The organism is Shewanella sp. SR44-4 (assembly GCF_014163715.1).
In the GTDB taxonomy this organism is placed as follows: Bacteria; Pseudomonadota; Gammaproteobacteria; order Enterobacterales; family Shewanellaceae; genus Shewanella.
The window spans coordinates 65,171-84,602 of sequence record NZ_JACJDU010000012.1; the positions used below are offsets into that span (position 1 = coordinate 65,171).

A 19,432-nucleotide genomic window follows, 5' to 3' on the forward strand; every position below is an offset into this window, starting at 1 on the left:
GGGAGGGATATACAGTCAGCTAGAGGGTTATCGTTAGTTGATGGCGTCGTTATAACAGATGACGCAATTTCGACCGTTATGTTTAGCCTTATAAAGCGCTAAATCGGCACGGCGAATTAACGGGTCGAGGCTTAGGTCATCCTTATCGACGCTACTCACACCACAACTCACTGTGACAGTAAAATCGTGCCCTGAGAAACGGGTGTTAATATTGGCAACGGCATGGCGAACCTGTTCGGCAAATTCAACCGCGATATCTTCAGTTTGCTTTGGCATAAAAATAGCAAACTCTTCCCCACCCATTCGGGTAAATATATGGGTCGGCTTTAACATTTCACCAATCACATGTGTGACCTTTTTTAATACCCAATCGCCCGTAGCATGACCATATTGATCATTAATATTTTTAAATAAGTCTAAATCCATCAACAGCACAGAAAATGACTCGCCAAGCATTTGAGCTTGAATAAATTCATTTTCTGCCATTTCTTGCCCTGTACGGCGATTAAAGATACCTGTTAATCCATCTCGCTGCGCTTGCTTCATAAATTGATTACGCTGCATCCAAGCAGATATTAATAACAATAATAAACCAACAGAAAGCCCAACTAATAATGTTGAAAACATAATCGATGAACTTTTCTCTTTCATGAATAAATCTTTTTGTTTCATCAAAAGTTCATGGTCTTGGATCAAGCTGGTATTCTCACGATTTTTTTCAACGCTATCAAAGCGAGCCATTTGGTAGGCATTTTCTTTTACTTTCTGTTCATCAAGTAATTGCTGACCAAGTGCAGAAGCAACAACTTGATATTGGTATGCTTTATCGAACTGACCACGTTTACCCGCAATTAAAGACAGTATTTCGCTAACACGTTTTTTTACCTGCATATTACTGGGCTTATTGGGTAAAGCATTAACTAACTGCGCAAACATATCGGCTTGCTGATAATCACCCAGATGGAAATATATCGAGCTCAAATAAGACTGTATTTCATTAATCTCAATTTGAAATTTAAACTTCTGGTAGCGCTCTAAAGCCACTAGATAAAATGGTTCTGCTTCAGCATATAAGCCCTTATCAAACAAAACATTACCTTGCCCCTTAATTGACATAATCTCAATCAATGGAAAACCATGATTTTTACAATAAAGTTGAGTGTCTTTAAAGAACGTCTCGGCTTGATCAAAGTGGGCTAGCTTTAAATGAGCAACTGAGTGATATAACATCGAAAAACATTCACTTTTTGGGTCTTTACCTTGGTTTAAACTCAGTGCTAATTGCGCGATACGTAGCATTTCCTCATAAGCATTAAGCTGTAAATACACATTCATCAAGCGAATATAGGACATTATTTTGATACTTTGATCTTGATAACTGTCGATACGAGAAAGGTTATCCTCTAAAAGAGCAAAAGCTTTTTGATAATTACTCAAGCCGATATTTGCAGTGATTTTCAATAAATAAATATTGGTGAGTTCTTCACCAAGTGGTCCGTATGTCAGTGCTTCATCGAAAGCTTTATCTGCTTCGACAAAATGACCTAAATAAAGATCTTTTGTACCTAGCAACATATACAGACGGCTATGCTGTGGTGAGGTGAGTAACGATTCAGAGGATAACGCGGTATCAATCTTTTCAATGGCATAACCAATATCAGTCTTCAAAGATTGTTCAATAGTGTCGAGTTCTTTATCATAATCGATGTTGTCAGCTATCGCCGCGCGGCTAAAAAGCAACACGATGATAATAAAAAAATACATCAATATTTGAGGCAAAAAATAATTACTCTGTCGGATTACTTATAATCATATACATGGCCATTTCTTTATCACCAGACAACTGGCTAACACGTGCTTTATCTCCTGACATCACAGCTTCAATCTCTTCTTGTGTTAATCCATTTGATTTCATTACACCACGTGGATCAAGCTTATATGCTTCCAATAAAGCGGCGTCCGTTCCAAGCTTAGTAAAAAATGTATTCATGTTAGACATATCGTAACCTTATATTCTAGATTATATTTGTAATTAGCGACTTAAATTTACATCTATGTGATTATCATTGGTAACAACTTTAACTTTACTGGGTCGTTCCGTCGACAAAAAACGTCGTAACCAATTGTTTTATCGAAAATCTCTACACAAAATTGCCCATTAACATCTTTTTATCAATAAAAACTGTATCAATTTCGCTAAGATTGAATCATTTACATCCAATAATCACCATTAATAGCTTGTCGATAAAAGTACGGCGGTTTAAAGCATACTATTACTTTATTACCTCATTTGTGAACAGCCATAAAAATACTTAGCCAATATCTGCTTCGGCGATACCTAATTTGGCTAACATCTCATGGTTAAGCGTCATTGGACGCGCTGGAGGAATTAACAATGTGCTAATCGTCGTTAGTTTAGCCTCTGGCAATACATATAACGGCATGCGCTCTATAACAGGTGATTGAAATGGCAAATTTGCTGCTTCATATATAATCACTTCATGATTCAGCGGATACCACTGATTTAAGTGTTCAACCAAAATCTGTAATTTATCTTTAGTGCTACTAAATTGAGTTAAGGTATGTTCACCCGCAAGAGCAATCTGCCAAAGTAAAAGATGCGTTGTAGGATCCGGAACATGGTGATAAAGCATGAACTGAGTCGCTTCAAAGCTTTGATGACCACTATTGCCTGGGTCAATGCCTAAATCAGCCCACAAACAAGCTTCAGCTGAAATACCCGGTAACATGCTAGCGTCCAAACCTTCACTGCGGGCCTGTTTAATCGACCAATGCGCTACGCAAGCAAATACCCCAGGATGGCCATATAAGGCACATACAACTAACTTGCCTAAGCGAACTTCGTCTAAGATAGCGTCAACCATTTCGGCATAAGTATCACGACGATTTTTTACCTCATCGTGTTGAGCATAATAAGGTTGAAGCGAGCGAACATCTGAATTAAGCGACATTAACCAACGTTCAGAAAAACCATCGGGCACTAACGAAAAGACCACATCAGCATGCTCTATATAACTCAAACTTAATGCACCTATTTGCCCTGCAAGCTGTAATCCCGTGCCAACACAAACAAGGTTACCTTTCTTTGCACTGGTTAATGTTGCTATCGGTGATTGTTGTCTCGTCATCGTGGTTTCTTATTTTGAAATAATTACAACGCAAAATAAAAGCATAAAATAAAATTATCAATAACTTATGCATTAATAGCACTTGACATTATTAAACGTTAACTAGGGCATCTAAATCATAAATTGAGCAACATCCTACCAACATTTTTTGTACAATGTTAAATAAAAATGAAAATTTACTCTAAATTTATTTATCGAAGAAAATGGAACTTCAACCGCTAAATTGACTCAAAACCACAACATCTTCTAATAGACCCTTGTCAGCATAGGGACTGCTTGGGTATGATGACCGACAGAATTTAGGAAGTAGCGCAGACAATGATAAACAAAAAACAAAGTCTTACCCTTGTAAGCGCAGTAGCGCTTTCATTATCTCTTAGCGGATGCAGTGTGTTTGATTGGTTGATTTACAAGCCAGATGTGCCACAAGGCAACTACATGGAAACACAACAAGTTGAAAAACTTCGTGTCGACATGACTAAAGAGCAAGCAGAATATATTTTAGGTCGTCCAGTATTGCGCGACAGCTTCTCCGATGACACTTGGTATTATGTGTACCATTTTAAAAGTGGTCGAGATGCTAGCATTACTCATAAAGAGTTGATCATTCACTTTAATGGCGACAAGATTTCAAGTGTTGCTGGTGATTATGACCTAAGTGCAGAATTTAATACTCCACTTGATGAAAGCTCGTTGCCGTCAGTTAACGAACAGGATCTTAAGCCTTTATTACCAGAAGTTCGTCCAGATGCGAAACCTTTAGTTGAAGAGCTACGTCCTGCGTTAAAAAACCAGGCCGAAAATGATAATGATAATGCACCAACATAAGCCACACGATAACATGTGATTTATGCCAATAAAAAAGCAGGACCTCTAACGAGAGTCCTGCTTTTTTATTATATAACCACCTAAAAACTTAATCCATCACCTTACTGGTGGTAAGTTAATTGACTTTAGCACCGGTGATTTTATTAATACGACCTTCATCTTTGGCTTTTTCGGCACGCTTACGACGAACATCTTTAGGATCTGCAATTAACGGGCGATATATTTCAACACGTTGCCCAGGAACGAGTACCTCATCATGTTTGGCCTGGCGACTAAACACCCCAAGCTTAACCTCTTCAAGGTTAATCTCCGGAAAAAATTTAACAATATCACTTTGCTTAACGGCTTCAATGAATGTAGTGCCTGGCGACACCATCACCGAAATAATTTTCTGCTGTTTTGGCAATGCATAAATAACATCTACCGAGAACTTTTCTGTTTCATTAATCACGATAAATCACCTTTGCCCTGTCAGTAAATGCCATTACCATTGACGACATCAAATCTTTAAACACTTTGCCAAACGCCATATCAACCAGCATGTTTGAAAATTCGAAGTCTAAATCAAATTCAACTTTACAGGCATCTTCGGTAAGCTCAGTAAATTTCCACAAGCCATGCATATACTTAAACGGGCCATTTTCCAATTCAAGTGAAATCGATTTAGCTTGGATCACTTGATTGCGGGTGGTAAATGTTTTACTGATCCCCGCCTTACTAACATCAACCGACGCCACCATGGTTTGACCATCAAACTCAAGCACCTTACCACCGACACATCCCGGTAGAAAAGCATGATACGATTCAACATCATTGACTAAATCATACATCTGTAAGGCACTAAATCTAACCAGCATACTTTTGGAAATCTTGGGCATCTGACATCACTATCGTTAATACAATAGTGCGATTTTATCACGTTAAATAAAAAAGGCATCTCTGAGAGCGTTAAATCACGTTGGAAATAACACAATCACCAAGAAACTGGGTATAATCGTTGAAATATCAAAAATCTCCCCCATATCTATTAGTTAATAGTATTAGCATAATAGAGTTTATCAAATGGGCTCACTGCGGGTTGTCCAGCACCATCCTTCAGGTCAATAACGGCAATCAGAACGGTAATAATAATGGTAAAAAAGAAATCAGCAAACGCCTCAGCGAGCATCGCACGCAATAAACGCGCGACCTTTGAATACCGCATAGAAGACAAAATCGAAGCGGGATTACAACTTATGGGCTGGGAAGTTAAGTCCATTCGCATGGGTAAAGTAAATTTATCTGATTGTTATGTCTATATTAAAGAGGGTGAAGCCTTTATGCATGGTTGTACTATTCAACCACTTAATACCGCTTCAACCCATGTAATATGCGATCCAATCAGAACCAAAAAACTGCTATTAAAGCGCAGTGAAATTGACAAACTTGCCGGCCTAATTGAGCGTCAAGGCTATACCTTGGTACCATTATCAATGTACTGGCGCAAAGGTGCTTGGGTAAAAGTCGAAATTGGCTTAGGTAAAGGTAAAAAAGATCACGATAAACGTGAAGATACCAAAGAACGTGAGTGGAAAATTGAAAAAGCTCGCGTAATGAAAAAAGACAAAGAAAACGCTTAATCTCGTTAGTAGGCCACTGAAACGATTAAAATTGATAAGTTGTTATTGAACATAGGCCTATAACGAACAGATAGTGAACAAACGATTATATTTTGTTAATGGATACTAGGTATTCATCTAACAAAGCGTTATAGTTAACTCAATTGGGGGCGATTCTGGATTCGACAGGATTCACGAAACCCAAGGAGCATGTCGAGGGGCGGTTGGCCTCGTAAAAAGCCGCACCGTTATAGTTGCAAACGACTCTAACTACTCTCTAGCAGCTTAGGCTAGCTAGCCATCAACCACACGTTTCGCACGTGGACAGTGGATCCTGATGGTCATATTACAGTGTGCTAGCGAGGGAACTCCGTCCGGGGGTGAACCGCGAAACAGTACCGGACTCACCAAGTAGCATCCTGTCTTTCGGAGACTGCTTGGTTAAATAAAAGAGAGACTAAACATGTAGTGCCGAGGATGTAGGCTTTCTGGACGCGGGTTCAAGTCCCGCCGCCTCCACCAATTAAAACAAGGACTTAGCCGAAAGGCTAAGTCCTTTTTCTTTAGAGTGTCCACAAAGTGTCCACGCAGCTCTAAAAGTTTGTCCACAATTGCCCTTTTTTCCTTTCTTTTTTTTCTACGATATAAATATTTTTCAATTAAATATTAATTTCAGTTTTATTTCGATCTAATCCATTGTTTTAAATTGAGTTTACCCTTGTTAATTATTTTTACGTCTTTTATAAAATCCTCACAAAATCCATAACAACACCAATTAAAATAAACACTTACGATTTTACCAACTGCCAATGCAGTTTTTAAGAACTGTAAAACAGTGAAATAAATCGCGATCTTTTCAGATCTTCGATCATTCAAAAGGCCCAGTGTCGGCGCTGGTTAGCCCTATGAACTGCAATACTATAAAACTGAAAAAAAATTAACATAAAGAGCCCGCAGGAGGGTGAGGAAGAGTGCGGATTTCGTGGCGTGGTTTCTTTGCGGGGTTGGTTTCCGTGTTGAGGACTTGGTTTATGTTTCTTGATGGGTGGTATATGGACGCGGGTTCAAGTCCCTGCGTGGGAACCGACCCCATAGAGGTGGTTAGCTTTACTGCAGGTATAAAAAAGCCCAGTTCTTAACTGGGCAGTAGAAATTTAACTATTACTCTTCTAATAAATTATCTAGTTTCTTTTTAAAGTAATGCTGTATTAGCTTTTGACCACCTTCAAATATGACATTAAAAGGAGCATCTTTTAATTCTGATTTCAACTTTTCTAATACTGCTTTATTTTGAAGTGTATTAGCGAAATCATGCCCACGTTGTGTTAAACGAAGTTCTCTTATTGAACATGATAATTCTGTATCTGTTCCTGATATCCCAATGTCTTTAAGGTTATGAGCCGTATTAGCTGTAGATGTACCAATGAAATAATTATCTAAAAAAATCTGTAAGTGAAATAGAAGCTTTTGATTTGCTTTACCGTGTTCGTCAGATAACAACATGTTTTCAGCGGCTAAATCATGAAGCGTCACATGAGCATTCTCTGAACTCACAAATACAGCAAATATATCTTTCATATAATCTAAGTCGACTTTCATAACATTCCTTGTTTATTCATCACAACAATATGACTTAGAAAATATATACCTACTTTGTGATTGGATCTAGTCTTCCCTTTTGTGCATCTGCTTCTGATGCTTTGCCGTTGAAGTCGCCTGCTTGATTTGGTGGTTGGGTTGAACCTGGTCCCGATGCAATGCCCGGGTGTGTGTGACTTGCGCATGTTGTTGCTAATGCGCTAACGGTTGCCATGAGTTCTGATAATAGTTTCAGTACATTCTCGCCATCGCTGCCAATCCATGTTTTTGGACTGCGGTGGTCTTGTTCAATGCTGGCGGTGACCTTGCGTGTTTCACATTGTAGTTCAGCTAGTTTGCCTATGATGTCTGTTAATGATTCATCGGTTTTATTTTCAAAGTTTCCAATGTCATCTATGTGCTGATAAACACCATCACGTACTTGGGTGCGGGTTTCACCTTCTTTGATTGCGGGTAAGTCCCAACCAAAGGGTAATACTGTTCTGATGAATGGTTTGTCTGGTCTGCCATAGGCAAATGCAATTTCGACAATTGAACCAATAGCCGGCGGTTCTAACCTGCCCGCTTTATTACCTGCACCTGGCAATGGTAATGGTACTGCTTGAAGTACCTTTGACTTTGTTGCTGTGCCGTTTTCGTCAAGCAGCTGCACGTCAACTGCATACCGTGGATAAAACGGATCACTGCCGCGTTCGCCGTCTTCGGTTGGTAATTCAGGCAAGGCAATCACTTCTCCCCATCGCGGCAAATGCAATTTTGCAGTTAGTTCTGGGAATAAGCGGCGAATCACTCTATTGATTATGGTTTCCATGTATCACCACGTTATGGTCATTTGAGTTTCTTTAAACTCAACGGTTTTAATGCGGCTACCATTGGCCAGTACGTTTGGTCTAATCATTGGGGCTGCTGGTATGGTTGCTGTTCGTCCGGCTTGGTGGTTAGTCATTAAGTTGTTTTGGATGATTATTGGCTTGTCAGCCCAAAAGCTGTCTTGGTAACTGCCGACGTATATTTTGCCGTTACCTTGCTGTTGCCAAATAAAATCGTCAACACGGAACGAACGGCCAATGTTGTCTAGCATGGCGTAACCAGAACTGTCGCAGTAAAAACACGGTATTGCGGTTTCAGCGTATGCGTTATTAGGAACTAAAAACTCGAGCCCTGTTAATTGACTGAGTTCGTCTAATACTTGCTTTAAGGTTGGATGACGTAGCATGACGCTGTAATTGAGTGCTAACGATGCCGATAGCTCACGACAAAATAATGTATACCAGCCATTAACGTCTGGCATGACACGTTCAACATAGCCGATAAAGACTTTATCAATCATGTCACCCCACCCCAAATCAACCGATACAAGGGCAAATTGCTTTACCTCAGTGCTCACGGTGATTTGGCAATTACCTGGCGTAGCTGATTGCAACACGACCCAATGATCAGTCATATCGACTTTTTGATTGTCGATATAAGCTCTGGCAATAAATCGTGCATTAGGTGTACTCATTAAGACCTCAAACTACCAAAGTTATCAGTGAGGTTTTGTTGCAGTGATGCATATTGAAAACCCGACTCGCCAGTGGTGCTAGCACCTTGCTGATTAGCCGCCGCATCTGGTTGGCGTTCTTCTACCTTTTGCGGCACGCTGCGATATTCTTGTAAAGTAAAACTAACTGACCATTGACGGGTGGTTTGTTGCTCAACGGCTTCAATTTTACTAGCAAAACGAACCTGTTTAACGCCCAATGCTTCAGCTGTTTTATTGCTGATGCGATAAATCACACGGGCACCATTTTCAGTTGCTTCGGCCAGTTCAAATAACTGCGTTAGGTTTTTGGCTTGGTTAAATAGCACGTTGCCACTGACCATTAACATTTTAGCCTTGGTACCCGTTTCAGCTACATCGGTGCTTGAGCTTTGGCCACTGGCATCATCACTGGCAAGCTCTTGGCTTGCCGTGATGCGCAGTGATTTAATGGCTATTGATGTAGAATTGAGGTTAAGCATTAAATTGTTCTCAGATCATTGGGGTATCTAATACCTGAAACCGCAGAGTACCTAGTTTCACAAGTAAAGACTGTACCTTTGATTGCCTGTTGCGCCTTTAAAAATGTCCAATATACTTTAGCAACACCATCTGTTCTTTGCGTGATACGTATTGGTTTATCATTTTCAAACTCTGTATTAATGGATGATGATGACTTTAATGAACTAACAGTAATAGCCAAACCATGTGATCGCCCTGCTTCTCTTTCTCCTGAAAAGCAAGCAGAGTTACAACCATTTAAGTCATAACTATCATCACTTCCGTCATTTATTATAGGTGATATTTCCATACCATTATTCAACCTCAATCTGTCTACATTTCCGTAATCAGCTGGTAACATTGCAAAATAACCCAAAGAAACATCTATATCTTGCTTAATCTCTATTCTGTTTTGTATAACCATTTCTAGAGATGCTAAATCCAACGTGTGAGCAATATAATGCTCCCACATAACCCCATCACTTCCGTTAGGGTTTTCTGCTTCAAACTTCTGCAGTAATTGTATTGACTCAATTTCAAAAAAACCTATTCTATTAAAATCATAATTACCATCACTCAATTTTTCTATTCCATCAGTGATAATTTTTATAGCCACATTTTTAGATACACCAGTAACATTACTATGCTGCGGTACCCATTCTGTTGAGTAACTAGCAATGGCTGGTTTTGCTGCAATTGCAAAATCAGGGATGGAATTTGGAGAACCAATAGCCTTGCGTGTACTCCCTAAAATTGGCCCCGTTAGCGCAAACTTTAATGGCTGAGCCGCTGCATTTCCACTTTCATAATAAAGCCACCCGCGTGGGCTTTCGCCACCTGCTGGAGGGTTAAGAGAATTAGCGCCAATAAATTCAAATTCCACTTTATAAGTATCTAAATCCAAATTATCAAAAATTAACTTTTCTGTAATTTTTGTCGTCTCTGAAAATGTAGATATATCTTTAGTCTGCCCATCGCTGAGTCTTACTCGCCAGATGCCCCCTCTATTTTCTGAACGATATTTAAATATTAATTTCTTACCTGTAAATGTTGCTGTAAATTTAGCGCCAATTTCAGTTGTATATGAATATTCTGGTATGTTTGGAGTTGTTACAAAGTTTCCATCTAATGTGGCTGTTGCTGAAATTGCAGCCTCATTTTCTATTCCAGAATATATCCCCCTACTTAACGTTAAACCGTCGCTATTTTTCCAAAATCTATATTCAACTACCCATTTACCATATACTGAATCTTTTCCCATCCCAAAACCAACATAAAACTCATTTTCACTTGTAGAATTTACATACATACCTCTTCTTCCTACAAGTCGTGATAGTTTATTTACTAAATCTTCATTCCCCCCTGCAAATAAATTCTTAAGTACTGTTTCTTGATTTTGGCTTAATCCTGCATTTAGAGTTTGAATATCACTACTGTTAATAGCCTGCTCTTCTTTTACGTTCGATAGTTCTTCAGTGGTGCTATTTATCTTTTCATCTAATGCTGAGCCTACCCGCAAATCTTCCACCACATCTGCAGCAGTGATTCGCGCTAACTTAAACACATAATGCTGTTTGCCATTCACGTCGATGTAATCATCCATCTCGCCGTTCGTCACGGTAAATGCAGTCTTTGGGGCCCACTTGCTTGACGCATCACCATCAAACCATGCATCGACGTAAACAAACTGAGGGTAAGATTGCAGGGTTAAAATATGATCTTGCTTCAATTCAACACGCAGGCCTGACACATAGCCCGCACCCGGTGTGACCTTAAAAGTGTTGGTAGTTGAGCGAGGTACGACTTTAAAACCGTCACCAATAAACCAATCTTTGCCGTTCATGTCGGCAGCTAATTGACGGGTTAACTCGTCCATGCCACTTAAACGCGCGGTAAAATCTAACTGCCATGTTTCAGGCTGTACCGTAATACCCGCTAAGTCAGCAATGCCTGAATATTCAATACCAAAGTTACGATTTAACGTATTACCTGCAGTACCTGGCACGGTAATCGTTTTGCTCACATTTGGAATATGGCTTACCGCAATGAGAGTTTGGTTTGCAGATGAATATAGCCCTACCCAGTTAAAGTCAAATGGACCGGTTACGCTATCAAGCACCGTTGAATAAACAACAACGTTATCGTTTATGCGGCCAACTTGCTGCACAATTTGCTGGTGCACTCTTTGGGCCACCGGTGGTAAACCTTCGTTGCGGTCAATAGTGTCATTTGGATCTTGCCCTGGCACATTGGCAAAAATGAACGTATCGATATCGAGTTGTTCATTGTTCTGTGCTTTAAGTGCAAATAAACGTTCGCCTGCAATGGTAATCACTTGTGCCATGGTATTAAGTCCTCTGTTCTCTATTAGAGCTGTTTTATTTTTGCAACTAGGAAGCTAGATTCGCTGTCCATCGTCATCAGTCTTTTTGCAGGCAACAAATTGGTATTCACCGTGGCCATGCTTATATCGTTATGGTTATCAAAGTTTTTAGGTGGCGACATCACAGCCATTTTGGCAATAGTGGTGTACTGGTATCGTCGAGTTGTGCGGCCATACTGGCGGCAGATGTAATTAATCAGGTTTTGACGGTCACCAAAATCGACATCCAATAACTGCAAGTCGACTACATCCCAATCCGTTTCACTGACTCGCTCATCAATATTGACCCAAGGCATGCCCAGCTTTTTAAACATATCCAGCCAGCCTGTTTTGCTGCCTGCGCCCTTAGCAAATGGCAAGGCATACTTAACGCGAGTGCGGTACATCAGCTCGGTTTCACTTGGTATCTGTTCAATGTCGCGCTCCCATGCCAAGAGGTGCACAAATGCTAATTCGGCTGTCATTGGGTCGAGTTGTTTTGATGGAAATGCCAACATGTCGGTCAATCGTTGCCAAAACCTAACGGCACCTTTACGCAACTTATCCAACTCACTGCCCGGCCTTGCAAGCCAGTAAGGCATTTTGGTAATGGCTTGCCAGTCAATGTTCATTACGCGTTACCGTTTTCAATGGTAAGTGCGGTTAAACGCGGCACATTATTGGCACTGGTAATGTCGGTTTGGTGCCAGTTAAGCGACTCAATACCTGCAAATTGTTTGTGCAACTCTTGGCTTAGGCGGCTAAATGAAAAGCGCACAAAGGGCTCTGTTCTGGTCGCGTTGTAATTGGTGTTTTCTCTAAATGCGCAACGAATAAAGTCTTCAACATCTGCAATTAATGTCGTGACTTCATCATCAAGCAAATAAACATGTGGGTAGATAGTCACACCTACGACAACATCGGCACCTGGCATTGCCAACACCTGCAAGTCATCGCCGTGGCCGTGGTAGCCTTTATCCATCACGTACTGATTCAAATCGGTAATGAGTTCATTTGAAGGTTCACCGGTATCAAGCAAAATATACGCGTTGGCGGTACCCGGACCGCGTGGGGCATCGTGTTCAAAATAGACGTTGTCGGTATCGAGTCCGGCACGTTCGGTGATAATGGCGCGGTACACGGCATCGATGTGCCAAGGGGCTGCTGCGGTAAATGCGTTGCGGGTTCGCAGTTTTAAATCATCATTACTTTCAGCATCAGCACCTAATACGTCTATCCAGTCAGCATCATTGCTCACGCTACCAATTCCGGTTACTGACTCAGGTAAAACATGGTAATAACCTGCACCTAGGTTGTATGCTGCGCCTGCTTTTTCTGCAATAACGGGCACTAATACGCTTAAGCTGTTTTGCAGCAAAATCACATCATCAGTGGTTATCACACGGTAAACAATGCCTTTAATGGCATCGGTTTGAATAACGGTTTCTGCAGGTATTAACAAACTAGGACCACTTGCTGCAGCACGGTTAAAGCGCACTTTACCCTTGGCAAATTCGTCTTCTTTGCGGGTTAAGTCGTGTTCCCATGCTTTGGCTTCTATAAATGAATTGTCATTAGCTGTTAGCAAAAATAGGTTTGGCAGTATTGCGCCAATTAATACTTTGTTAACTATCCATGTTGCAGGCTTGGCGACAATGGCTGTGATCACGCGCCAGAATGGTGAGTAAGGTGAGTCATTAGCAATAATGCTGCCCTCTGCTTCCACGTCTTGTTTAAACAATGCTTTCCAGCCATCTTCTGTGGTTGGTATGCCTGCAGCCTCTACAATTTTTGCAAAGTCGATTGTTGGCACATCTATTTTTTCAGCCATTAACTTGCTCCTGTAGTGGTTTGGATTATTGACGACGAAATAGGCCCAAAGTTAATGGTGTCGGCATATACCCACCATTGGCCTAATGACACTTGTTCAACGCGCACTGTGCCAGGCATGATGCGAACGTCATCCTCTACTAATAATTTGATTTTTATTTGGGTGTCTGCCGTAACACCTGTGCCGCGATCACTTACCAAAGCATGTGCTAAGCCGGTGTCTAAAATGGCGTGCACTATGTCTTGCGCTATGACTTCGCGATCAGTTAAATAACTCGGTGTTAATCCGGCATCTAACACCACGTCACCACTTTGAATGTGCAAGTCTATAAACTGGCTCATGCGTGCATCTCCAAGTAAGCTGGAATATTCACGTTATCGCCTTTGGCTGGGTACACGTTTACTGTGCCAACGTTGGTTGATTTTTGTTGGTTGGCCGTTGATAGGTTTTGGGTAATACCACCGCGATCAACACGGGTTTGAATTGGGGCTATTGCGGCAACGCTTGGAATATTAGCACTTGATATGTTGGCATCAATATCAACACCTGGGATCATGTTTAGCTTGTCGATAATCCATTCAACACCCTCAGTGAACGTGGCTTTAATACTGCCCCAAATACCATCCAGAATAGATGCCACACCGTTAAACATGCTACCAATGCCACTTACTACCCATTCGAATGCCGAAAAAATGCCACTCACTAGGCTCGCTATCAAACCAATGGCACCTGCAATAATGGCTACTGCACTACCTATGACAACTCCTATTGTTTTAAGGAAGAACATTTGAATACTTAGCAATACCGATACTATCGGGTTTATCGCCTCCCAAACCATTCTCCCTGCTGCCACAATTGCGCTAAATGTACTACTCAACAACCCGCCTAAGCTCGTGAATACTTCTGCTATTTCAGCACCAGCAAAAATAATTGCATCCCCCCATGCAGTCCCTGTAAGCATCTTCTTTAAATCATCAAAATAGTAAACCGCAGCAATTACCGCAAAAGTTAAAGCGGCTACACCAGCGACAATTAAGCCTATTGGGTTGGCATACATGGCAATATTTACTGCTAGCATTACCCCGCGTAATGCACTTAATCCGGCGGTTAATCCTGCGTTTATGCCTGCCCATACCATGGCGGCGGCGCCCCATGTGGTCATTATCATTTGGCCTGCGCCCATGGTTAAGGTAAATAGACCACCTGCAGCAACTAAACCTAGTAGGCCTATTGCGGCATAGCCCATGTACTTAGTCAGTTCTGGGTATAGCTGAGTAAACGCCATCACATCGCGGCCCATGTCGGCAATCCAACCGACAAAGCTATTAAATGCTGGCAAGACTGCGGTACCAAAGGCTGCGCGGATTACGTACCAGCTTTGTGCTAGGCGTTCGCTTTGGTCGGTCATGTCGGCGGCCATTATCTCGGCTTGTTCCATGCCTTTAACTTTGCCTAAACTTTCAATTGAACCATTAAGACCGTTTATGTCATTCAGTAATAACTTGACCATTTCCACCGCTTCTTGCGAACCAAACGCGGTTTTTAATGAGTCACCTTCAGCCACGTCGATCACATCGCCATACTTGCCTTTTATCTTATTAAGAATATCGACAATGGGTAACATGGTGCCGTTCGCGTCGGTAAATTGCAGGTTAAGCGCTTTTTGTGCTTTACCTACACCCGCTAAAAATGATTTGTATTTTGTTGCCGATTCACTGCCCTGCATCGTGGCTTGCAGTGTGCCCATAATCGCCATTTGCTCTTGCAGTGGTGCAAGCCCTGCCGAGGCACCTAATGCGCCAAAGGCATCAGCCATTTTTTTACCGTCGGTTTTAAAGGCTTGTACTGCAGTGGCCGTCATACCTGTTAAACGCTCAACCCATGCGCCTTCGCCCATTTTCATAGCATCGTTTTTAAAGATGCCATACATGGTGCCCATGTAACTGGTAACGGTTGCCGCGTCTGCTTTCGTCGCTGCGGCCAATACGTTACTGGATAAGGTAAACGCGGATAGATCAGTATCATTAAGCCCAGCAATAGCCGACTGAATGTCATAGCTAGACTTAACAAACTCAGTGGCCGACTTACCGTATTTAAGCGCGTATTCATAAGACGTATCTGTGAGCATTTTTAATGCTGACTCACGCACACCCAGAGATTTAACCTCGCCAAGTGCGCGGTCCATTTCAATGGCTGGCATTAAGGCGTTTTGCAGTGCATACCCACTGGCCGCAATGCCGCCAATACCGGAGGCCATTTTCATGGTCCCGGCTTGGTAGTTAGACGCTAGGCCATTAAATTGCTGGCTGATTTTGGCAATCGGCTTAGTAATTTGGTCTATTAATCCAACGGTAAACATTAACGGTGCGGGTAAGCTCATGCTATTCCTTTCTACCTGTTTTACTTACCACCAAACGCCTTACATACGGCGTTGGTGACAATGGCTTCTAAATCTTCGCGCTGTCGTTTAAACAGCCATGCTGCTCTTGCTAAACTTCGCGGTTCATCATCTTCTGTTGGCAATAAATGCCGACGTAAAATCATGAATTGCTCAAGCTGATTTGAATCAATAGAATCAATCAGCCCATCTATTTTTTTACGGCAATGTCCAACACTGGTGAAAACTCAGCTTTTAGTGCTCCAGCAATTTGCAGTTCTGCACCTGGCGCTTCATCAAGCACTTTTCTAAATGCTTCTTTTTGGTCGCTTTCAATCGCACGCATAACAAGGTTGTGTGATGCAGCAGTCATTGAGCTACCACGAGCAACACTGTCAATAAAATCACTGTGGTCTTGTACTGCTACGTTAAAGCTAAAGTCAGTACCTGCGATGGTTAAAATAATTGTCTTTTTCATGCTGCTTTGTCCTTGTTAGTGAGTAATTGTTTTAGGTTGTCGAATCCTGCTTGCATCTGGCGTTCCATGCGGTCGCCAAGATCTTTAACGTCATTTTTAGTGGCGTAGTTTTCGGCGACATGGGTTTTATGGTTGCTCAGTTCTGTGCTGGTCTTGTGGGCCACACTGTTTAAATAGGCAATTAACGGCACGGCAATAGTGAGTAACACGCCAACAATGCCAATGATCACAACAAGCCAACTGGTTAAACTCTCCATTAGCTCGACTCCTTGTTGTTAACTATTTGCATGGGGTTTTGCTTTAGTAGTCCCATTAGCTTGTCTTTGTCGCTGGACTCTTTGGTTGAGCTCACCCAGTACGTCACCGCACCTGCTACTAAGGTGAATAAGTTACCCACCAAATACACAATCAAATCTCGGTTGCCTTCAATCTCTGGGCCGTAAAATAATGCCCATAACACGGCTGAAAATTGCCCAAGCAACACAAGTGTTAAGGTTGCTGGCATCCAGTGGTCTTTGTGTTCACTTCTGGCATTTTGGCGATCAGCTAAATCGGCTTTGTATTCATCTAATGCAATGCGTTGTAGCTCAATGTTGGCTTGGCGAATTTGCTCACGTTCTTGTGCTGCCCACTCTTGCAGTTTTAAGGCTGCATTTGGGTCATTACGCAAAGCTGCTTGCACGGCTTCTGGGGTATTTTCGGTACCCAATGCACCCGCAATTTGGCTGCCAATACTCACAGCCAAACCAATAGGGCCACCCAGTAACGGGGCGACTGCTCCGGCGATGGTGCCAACGGTTCCGCTAATTGATTTCCAGTCCATGTTACATTCCCGCCATGTCTAAATAGTTCGCTTCACGATTTCGCCTGCTGTGGTATCTGTCGCCAAAATCACGTAATTCGATAGCCATTTGCAGCCAGTTCTGTTGCGTAGCTGCTCGCCAAAAGTTAGGGCAGCGGCGCGCTAAATTGCCGTACTGAAACGCCACTGACGCTATTACGGTTTGCTGTTGCTCTTTTAGTTGGTCAAAAGGCAATGCAGAATCTCGGTTGTATCTATGCTGCAGCTGTTCAAGCAATTGACTTTTTACACACAGGTCAATCATGTGTGCTTCATCTGCTGTGATTGATAGCGGCACAGCATGTAAGGCTTGCACCGCAGATTGTTGAGTTAATCCACAATATTTAGCTAACTTCTGCACTAATGGTTGTGGTAAAAACGTTTGCAAATCATCAGTTGAGCGCTGGCCAAGATCAAAGCCAGTGGCAATAGTGACGCCCGATTTTGAATGCACAGGATCCGGCACGTATCCTGTGCATGTTGGGCCACCTTCTAATCCAGAAATAAAGCCAAAATTTACTTTTGTTTTATTCATCACTTCTACTCACTTAATGTTTGCACTCAACACACAACTGCACACCCGGTAAGATCTGGCGGCGCTTTTCAGGTATTGCGATGTTGCATTTAATACACTGTGTTGCGCTTGGCCGACTCGGCGGTAGCATGGTTCGCTTGGCTAAAAAGGCTTTTTCAATGCGTTCTTGCTCAATGCCTGCTCTGTCGGCGTCATCCATTCGTTATCGACTCTCTATTAACTGCTTGGCCTACTGCGTAATGTTTTCGATTTCGTCAGGGCGTAAGTAAGGCACCCCATCGATATGCACAAAGTCAGGATCTGTTACATCAAACGGAATTTTAAATAACGAGGCTTGACCGCCTTTTTTGTCGATGTCCAAAATGTCGCTTAACTTAATGCGGCATCCAAAGGCTTCAACTTTCATTTCGTCTTTGGCCGTTTTGGCGTAAAACATGATGTCGAACGTTTTCATGCCGCGCCACGAACCGGCTGATTTGGCTGAGTTTGAAATCAGCTTAAAATTGCTGGCGTTAATGCTCAGTTCACCACTAGCCGCCACATCGCCATCGACATAACCATCTGGTACACCGCTGGTTTGGCTTACGCCACTGTTGTCGGTAATGGTTAATGTTGCCGTGTCCACTTGCAGCATGATGTCGCCCAAGTTGACGTTAAAATTCATTCCAGATAAACGCATGTTGGCGATTCCTTATGTATTGCTTAGATCAAGCATGATGTTGACCGTGATGGCTTTCGGGCTGTTGTATGGGCGAACCACCATGTAAATCACCACGCTTTTGTTGGTTGGCCATACAATTTGAATATCACCGTCAATGGGTGGAGTAATTTCACCTGGGAACGGAGTTCCTAAAATAGTGATGCTTTTGCTCATGTTGCGCAGTGGCTTCATAAAGTAGCCTTTGTTTAACTCAATACTGTTAGGTGTTGAATTAAGGGCGCGATTACCAATGCGACGAATGGCGAGAATACGCACTTCACGGCTGGCTTTATGCACTACACGAATGTTTTCAATGTACTGATAATCACCGCCTGCAGCGTCTAATGTGGAACCGTCACCCCAATAGATCCCTTCAAAGTCTGGGTACCACTGCGGCACACTAAAACGGGCTGTGGCTAAGGTGTTTAAGGTGGCTAACGCTAATGGCTTTTCGGCACTGTCTACTGGTGCATTCTCTAAACCAGAACCTAATCCCATTACGCTACCTGTTGCCACGCGCATTGGGCTGTCGGCAATACTCACAGCGTAGTTACATAAGCGACCAGCCAACACGCCCACGTTATTAGCGTGCAATTGCGGCACTGGGATCACTAAGTGATTTGCAAGCCCTGCAACCAATGCGACTTGCGCAGCTTCATACGCGGACCATGTTTGGGTAGCAGCATCGATACCTGGCACTGCAACCAAACCAGACACAAAACGGCCATGTGTTGCTTGCAAGCTAGCTAAGTAATCGTGCTTGGCGCTAATTTCAACCGCTGTATTGCTGATGTCACAGAACACTACCGTTTCAAAGCTTTGCACTTCGTTGGCGCGATCAATCGCTTCAAATACGTCTTCACCGTCTGCCAGTGGATAAACTGCAGCAGTCCAGTTTTGCCCCGCATTTAATTGCGCTGCAATCACTTGAGCGCGCAGGCCACTGTCGGCTAATGCGTCTTCAAGGTCCGTTTGGGCGTTTACGCTAAACAGTTGGCTTTCTTCACCTACTGCCCCCGCTAGACCGATAAACAGAAAATGGCGTTCGATGGCAGCAATGTCACCTTGGCCGAGATTCAAATTGTTAACTTGTACTTTACCTAGTGCCATG

Annotated in this window: 24 protein-coding genes and 1 other RNA gene; 3 read left to right on the forward strand and 22 right to left on the reverse strand. The window is 42.4% G+C overall.

The window, feature by feature from the left end:
* Window positions 1-33: 33 nt before the first annotated feature.
* From H5125_RS07980 to H5125_RS07990, 3 genes are all read right to left on the reverse strand, one after another.
* Entirely contained in the window at window positions 34-1,779 is a 1,746-nt protein-coding gene (locus tag H5125_RS07980; RefSeq protein WP_182743957.1) for a GGDEF domain-containing protein, read from the reverse strand.
* Window positions 1,780-1,786: 7 nt separating this feature from the next.
* Window positions 1,787-1,999 (reverse strand): hypothetical protein, encoded by a 213-nt coding sequence (locus H5125_RS07985; RefSeq protein ID WP_101085543.1) that lies wholly within the window; start codon window positions 1,997-1,999, stop codon window positions 1,787-1,789.
* 313 nt (window positions 2,000-2,312) lie between these two features.
* Window positions 2,313-3,149: an SAM-dependent methyltransferase gene (locus H5125_RS07990; protein ID WP_162022596.1), complete on the reverse strand. Its 837-nt coding sequence runs from the start codon at window positions 3,147-3,149 to the stop codon at window positions 2,313-2,315.
* Between the two features lie 318 nt (window positions 3,150-3,467).
* Here H5125_RS07990 and H5125_RS07995 point away from each other — a divergent pair, with 318 nt between their 5' ends.
* Window positions 3,468-3,977, forward strand: coding sequence for an outer membrane protein assembly factor BamE (locus tag H5125_RS07995; protein WP_101085547.1), 510 nt, complete (start codon window positions 3,468-3,470; stop codon window positions 3,975-3,977).
* Between the two features lie 115 nt (window positions 3,978-4,092).
* On the opposite strand, the gene H5125_RS08000 is transcribed toward H5125_RS07995, so the two are convergent.
* Window positions 4,093-4,428 (reverse strand): RnfH family protein, encoded by a 336-nt coding sequence (locus tag H5125_RS08000; RefSeq protein WP_101085549.1) that lies wholly within the window; start codon window positions 4,426-4,428, stop codon window positions 4,093-4,095.
* Window positions 4,421-4,855, reverse strand: a complete 435-nt coding sequence (locus H5125_RS08005) for an SRPBCC family protein (RefSeq protein ID WP_162022595.1) — start codon at window positions 4,853-4,855, stop codon at window positions 4,421-4,423. Before H5125_RS08005 ends, H5125_RS08000 begins: the two co-directional genes overlap by 8 nt.
* A 252-nt stretch (window positions 4,856-5,107) precedes the next feature.
* On the opposite strand from H5125_RS08005, the gene smpB reads away from it, so the two are divergent.
* Window positions 5,108-5,596: an SsrA-binding protein SmpB gene (smpB, locus tag H5125_RS08010; protein WP_011636568.1), complete on the forward strand. Its 489-nt coding sequence runs from the start codon at window positions 5,108-5,110 to the stop codon at window positions 5,594-5,596.
* 145 nt (window positions 5,597-5,741) lie between these two features.
* Window positions 5,742-6,097, forward strand: a transfer-messenger RNA (tmRNA) gene (gene ssrA / locus H5125_RS08015).
* Window positions 6,098-6,736: 639 nt separating this feature from the next.
* Here ssrA and H5125_RS08020 read toward each other — a convergent pair.
* Genes H5125_RS08020 through H5125_RS08100 form a run of 17 tightly spaced genes read right to left on the reverse strand, consistent with a single transcriptional unit; the run spans window position 6,737 to window position 19,431 of the window.
* Window positions 6,737-7,174 carry a DUF2513 domain-containing protein gene (locus tag H5125_RS08020; RefSeq protein WP_182743958.1) on the reverse strand — a complete coding sequence of 146 codons (438 nt, stop codon included), beginning with the start codon at window positions 7,172-7,174 and terminating at the stop codon, window positions 6,737-6,739.
* Between the two features lie 49 nt (window positions 7,175-7,223).
* The gene (locus H5125_RS08025) at window positions 7,224-7,985 is read right to left on the reverse strand and encodes a hypothetical protein (protein WP_182743959.1); all 762 of its coding nucleotides are present in this window, start codon (window positions 7,983-7,985) and stop codon (window positions 7,224-7,226) included.
* A 3-nt stretch (window positions 7,986-7,988) separates the two neighbouring features.
* Window positions 7,989-8,678: a hypothetical protein gene (locus tag H5125_RS08030; RefSeq protein WP_182743960.1), complete on the reverse strand. Its 690-nt coding sequence runs from the start codon at window positions 8,676-8,678 to the stop codon at window positions 7,989-7,991.
* Window positions 8,678-9,178, reverse strand: coding sequence for an adenine glycosylase (locus H5125_RS08035; protein ID WP_182743961.1), 501 nt, complete (start codon window positions 9,176-9,178; stop codon window positions 8,678-8,680). Before H5125_RS08035 ends, H5125_RS08030 begins: the two co-directional genes overlap by 1 nt.
* Window positions 9,178-11,541: a phage tail protein gene (locus H5125_RS22180; protein ID WP_259395414.1), complete on the reverse strand. Its 2,364-nt coding sequence runs from the start codon at window positions 11,539-11,541 to the stop codon at window positions 9,178-9,180. The genes H5125_RS08035 and H5125_RS22180 overlap by 1 nt, the downstream gene beginning before the upstream one ends.
* Window positions 11,542-11,564: 23 nt before the next feature.
* Window positions 11,565-12,191 carry a hypothetical protein gene (locus tag H5125_RS08045; protein ID WP_182743962.1) on the reverse strand — a complete coding sequence of 209 codons (627 nt, stop codon included), beginning with the start codon at window positions 12,189-12,191 and terminating at the stop codon, window positions 11,565-11,567.
* Window positions 12,191-13,390 carry a baseplate J/gp47 family protein gene (locus H5125_RS08050; RefSeq protein ID WP_182743963.1) on the reverse strand — a complete coding sequence of 400 codons (1,200 nt, stop codon included), beginning with the start codon at window positions 13,388-13,390 and terminating at the stop codon, window positions 12,191-12,193. The genes H5125_RS08045 and H5125_RS08050 overlap by 1 nt, the downstream gene beginning before the upstream one ends.
* The gene (locus tag H5125_RS08055) at window positions 13,390-13,731 is read right to left on the reverse strand and encodes a DUF2590 family protein (RefSeq protein WP_182743964.1); all 342 of its coding nucleotides are present in this window, start codon (window positions 13,729-13,731) and stop codon (window positions 13,390-13,392) included. The genes H5125_RS08050 and H5125_RS08055 overlap by 1 nt, the downstream gene beginning before the upstream one ends.
* Window positions 13,728-15,770 carry a phage tail tape measure protein gene (locus tag H5125_RS08060; RefSeq protein ID WP_259395415.1) on the reverse strand — a complete coding sequence of 681 codons (2,043 nt, stop codon included), beginning with the start codon at window positions 15,768-15,770 and terminating at the stop codon, window positions 13,728-13,730. The genes H5125_RS08055 and H5125_RS08060 overlap by 4 nt, the downstream gene beginning before the upstream one ends.
* A gap of 20 nt (window positions 15,771-15,790) precedes the next feature.
* Window positions 15,791-15,934: a DUF6890 family protein gene (locus H5125_RS08065; RefSeq protein ID WP_165870109.1), complete on the reverse strand. Its 144-nt coding sequence runs from the start codon at window positions 15,932-15,934 to the stop codon at window positions 15,791-15,793.
* Window positions 15,935-15,978: 44 nt separating this feature from the next.
* Window positions 15,979-16,245, reverse strand: a complete 267-nt coding sequence (locus H5125_RS08070; protein WP_182743965.1) for a putative phage tail assembly chaperone — start codon at window positions 16,243-16,245, stop codon at window positions 15,979-15,981.
* A complete protein-coding gene (locus H5125_RS08075; protein ID WP_124016820.1) occupies window positions 16,242-16,502 on the reverse strand; it encodes a hypothetical protein in 261 nt (86 codons plus the stop codon). The genes H5125_RS08070 and H5125_RS08075 overlap by 4 nt, the downstream gene beginning before the upstream one ends.
* Window positions 16,502-17,068 (reverse strand): hypothetical protein, encoded by a 567-nt coding sequence (locus H5125_RS08080; RefSeq protein ID WP_182743966.1) that lies wholly within the window; start codon window positions 17,066-17,068, stop codon window positions 16,502-16,504. Before H5125_RS08080 ends, H5125_RS08075 begins: the two co-directional genes overlap by 1 nt.
* Window position 17,069: 1 nt before the next feature.
* Complete coding sequence (locus tag H5125_RS08085; protein ID WP_182743967.1) at window positions 17,070-17,621, reverse strand: pesticin C-terminus-like muramidase; 552 nt, start codon at window positions 17,619-17,621, stop codon at window positions 17,070-17,072.
* A 13-nt stretch (window positions 17,622-17,634) separates the two neighbouring features.
* A complete protein-coding gene (locus H5125_RS08090; protein WP_182743968.1) occupies window positions 17,635-17,820 on the reverse strand; it encodes a TraR/DksA C4-type zinc finger protein in 186 nt (61 codons plus the stop codon).
* A 30-nt stretch (window positions 17,821-17,850) separates the two neighbouring features.
* Window positions 17,851-18,300 carry a phage protein gene (locus tag H5125_RS08095; RefSeq protein WP_182743969.1) on the reverse strand — a complete coding sequence of 150 codons (450 nt, stop codon included), beginning with the start codon at window positions 18,298-18,300 and terminating at the stop codon, window positions 17,851-17,853.
* Window positions 18,301-18,312: 12 nt separating this feature from the next.
* Window positions 18,313-19,431, reverse strand: a complete 1,119-nt coding sequence (locus tag H5125_RS08100) for a DUF2586 domain-containing protein (protein WP_182743970.1) — start codon at window positions 19,429-19,431, stop codon at window positions 18,313-18,315.
* Window position 19,432: the final 1 nt, after the last annotated feature.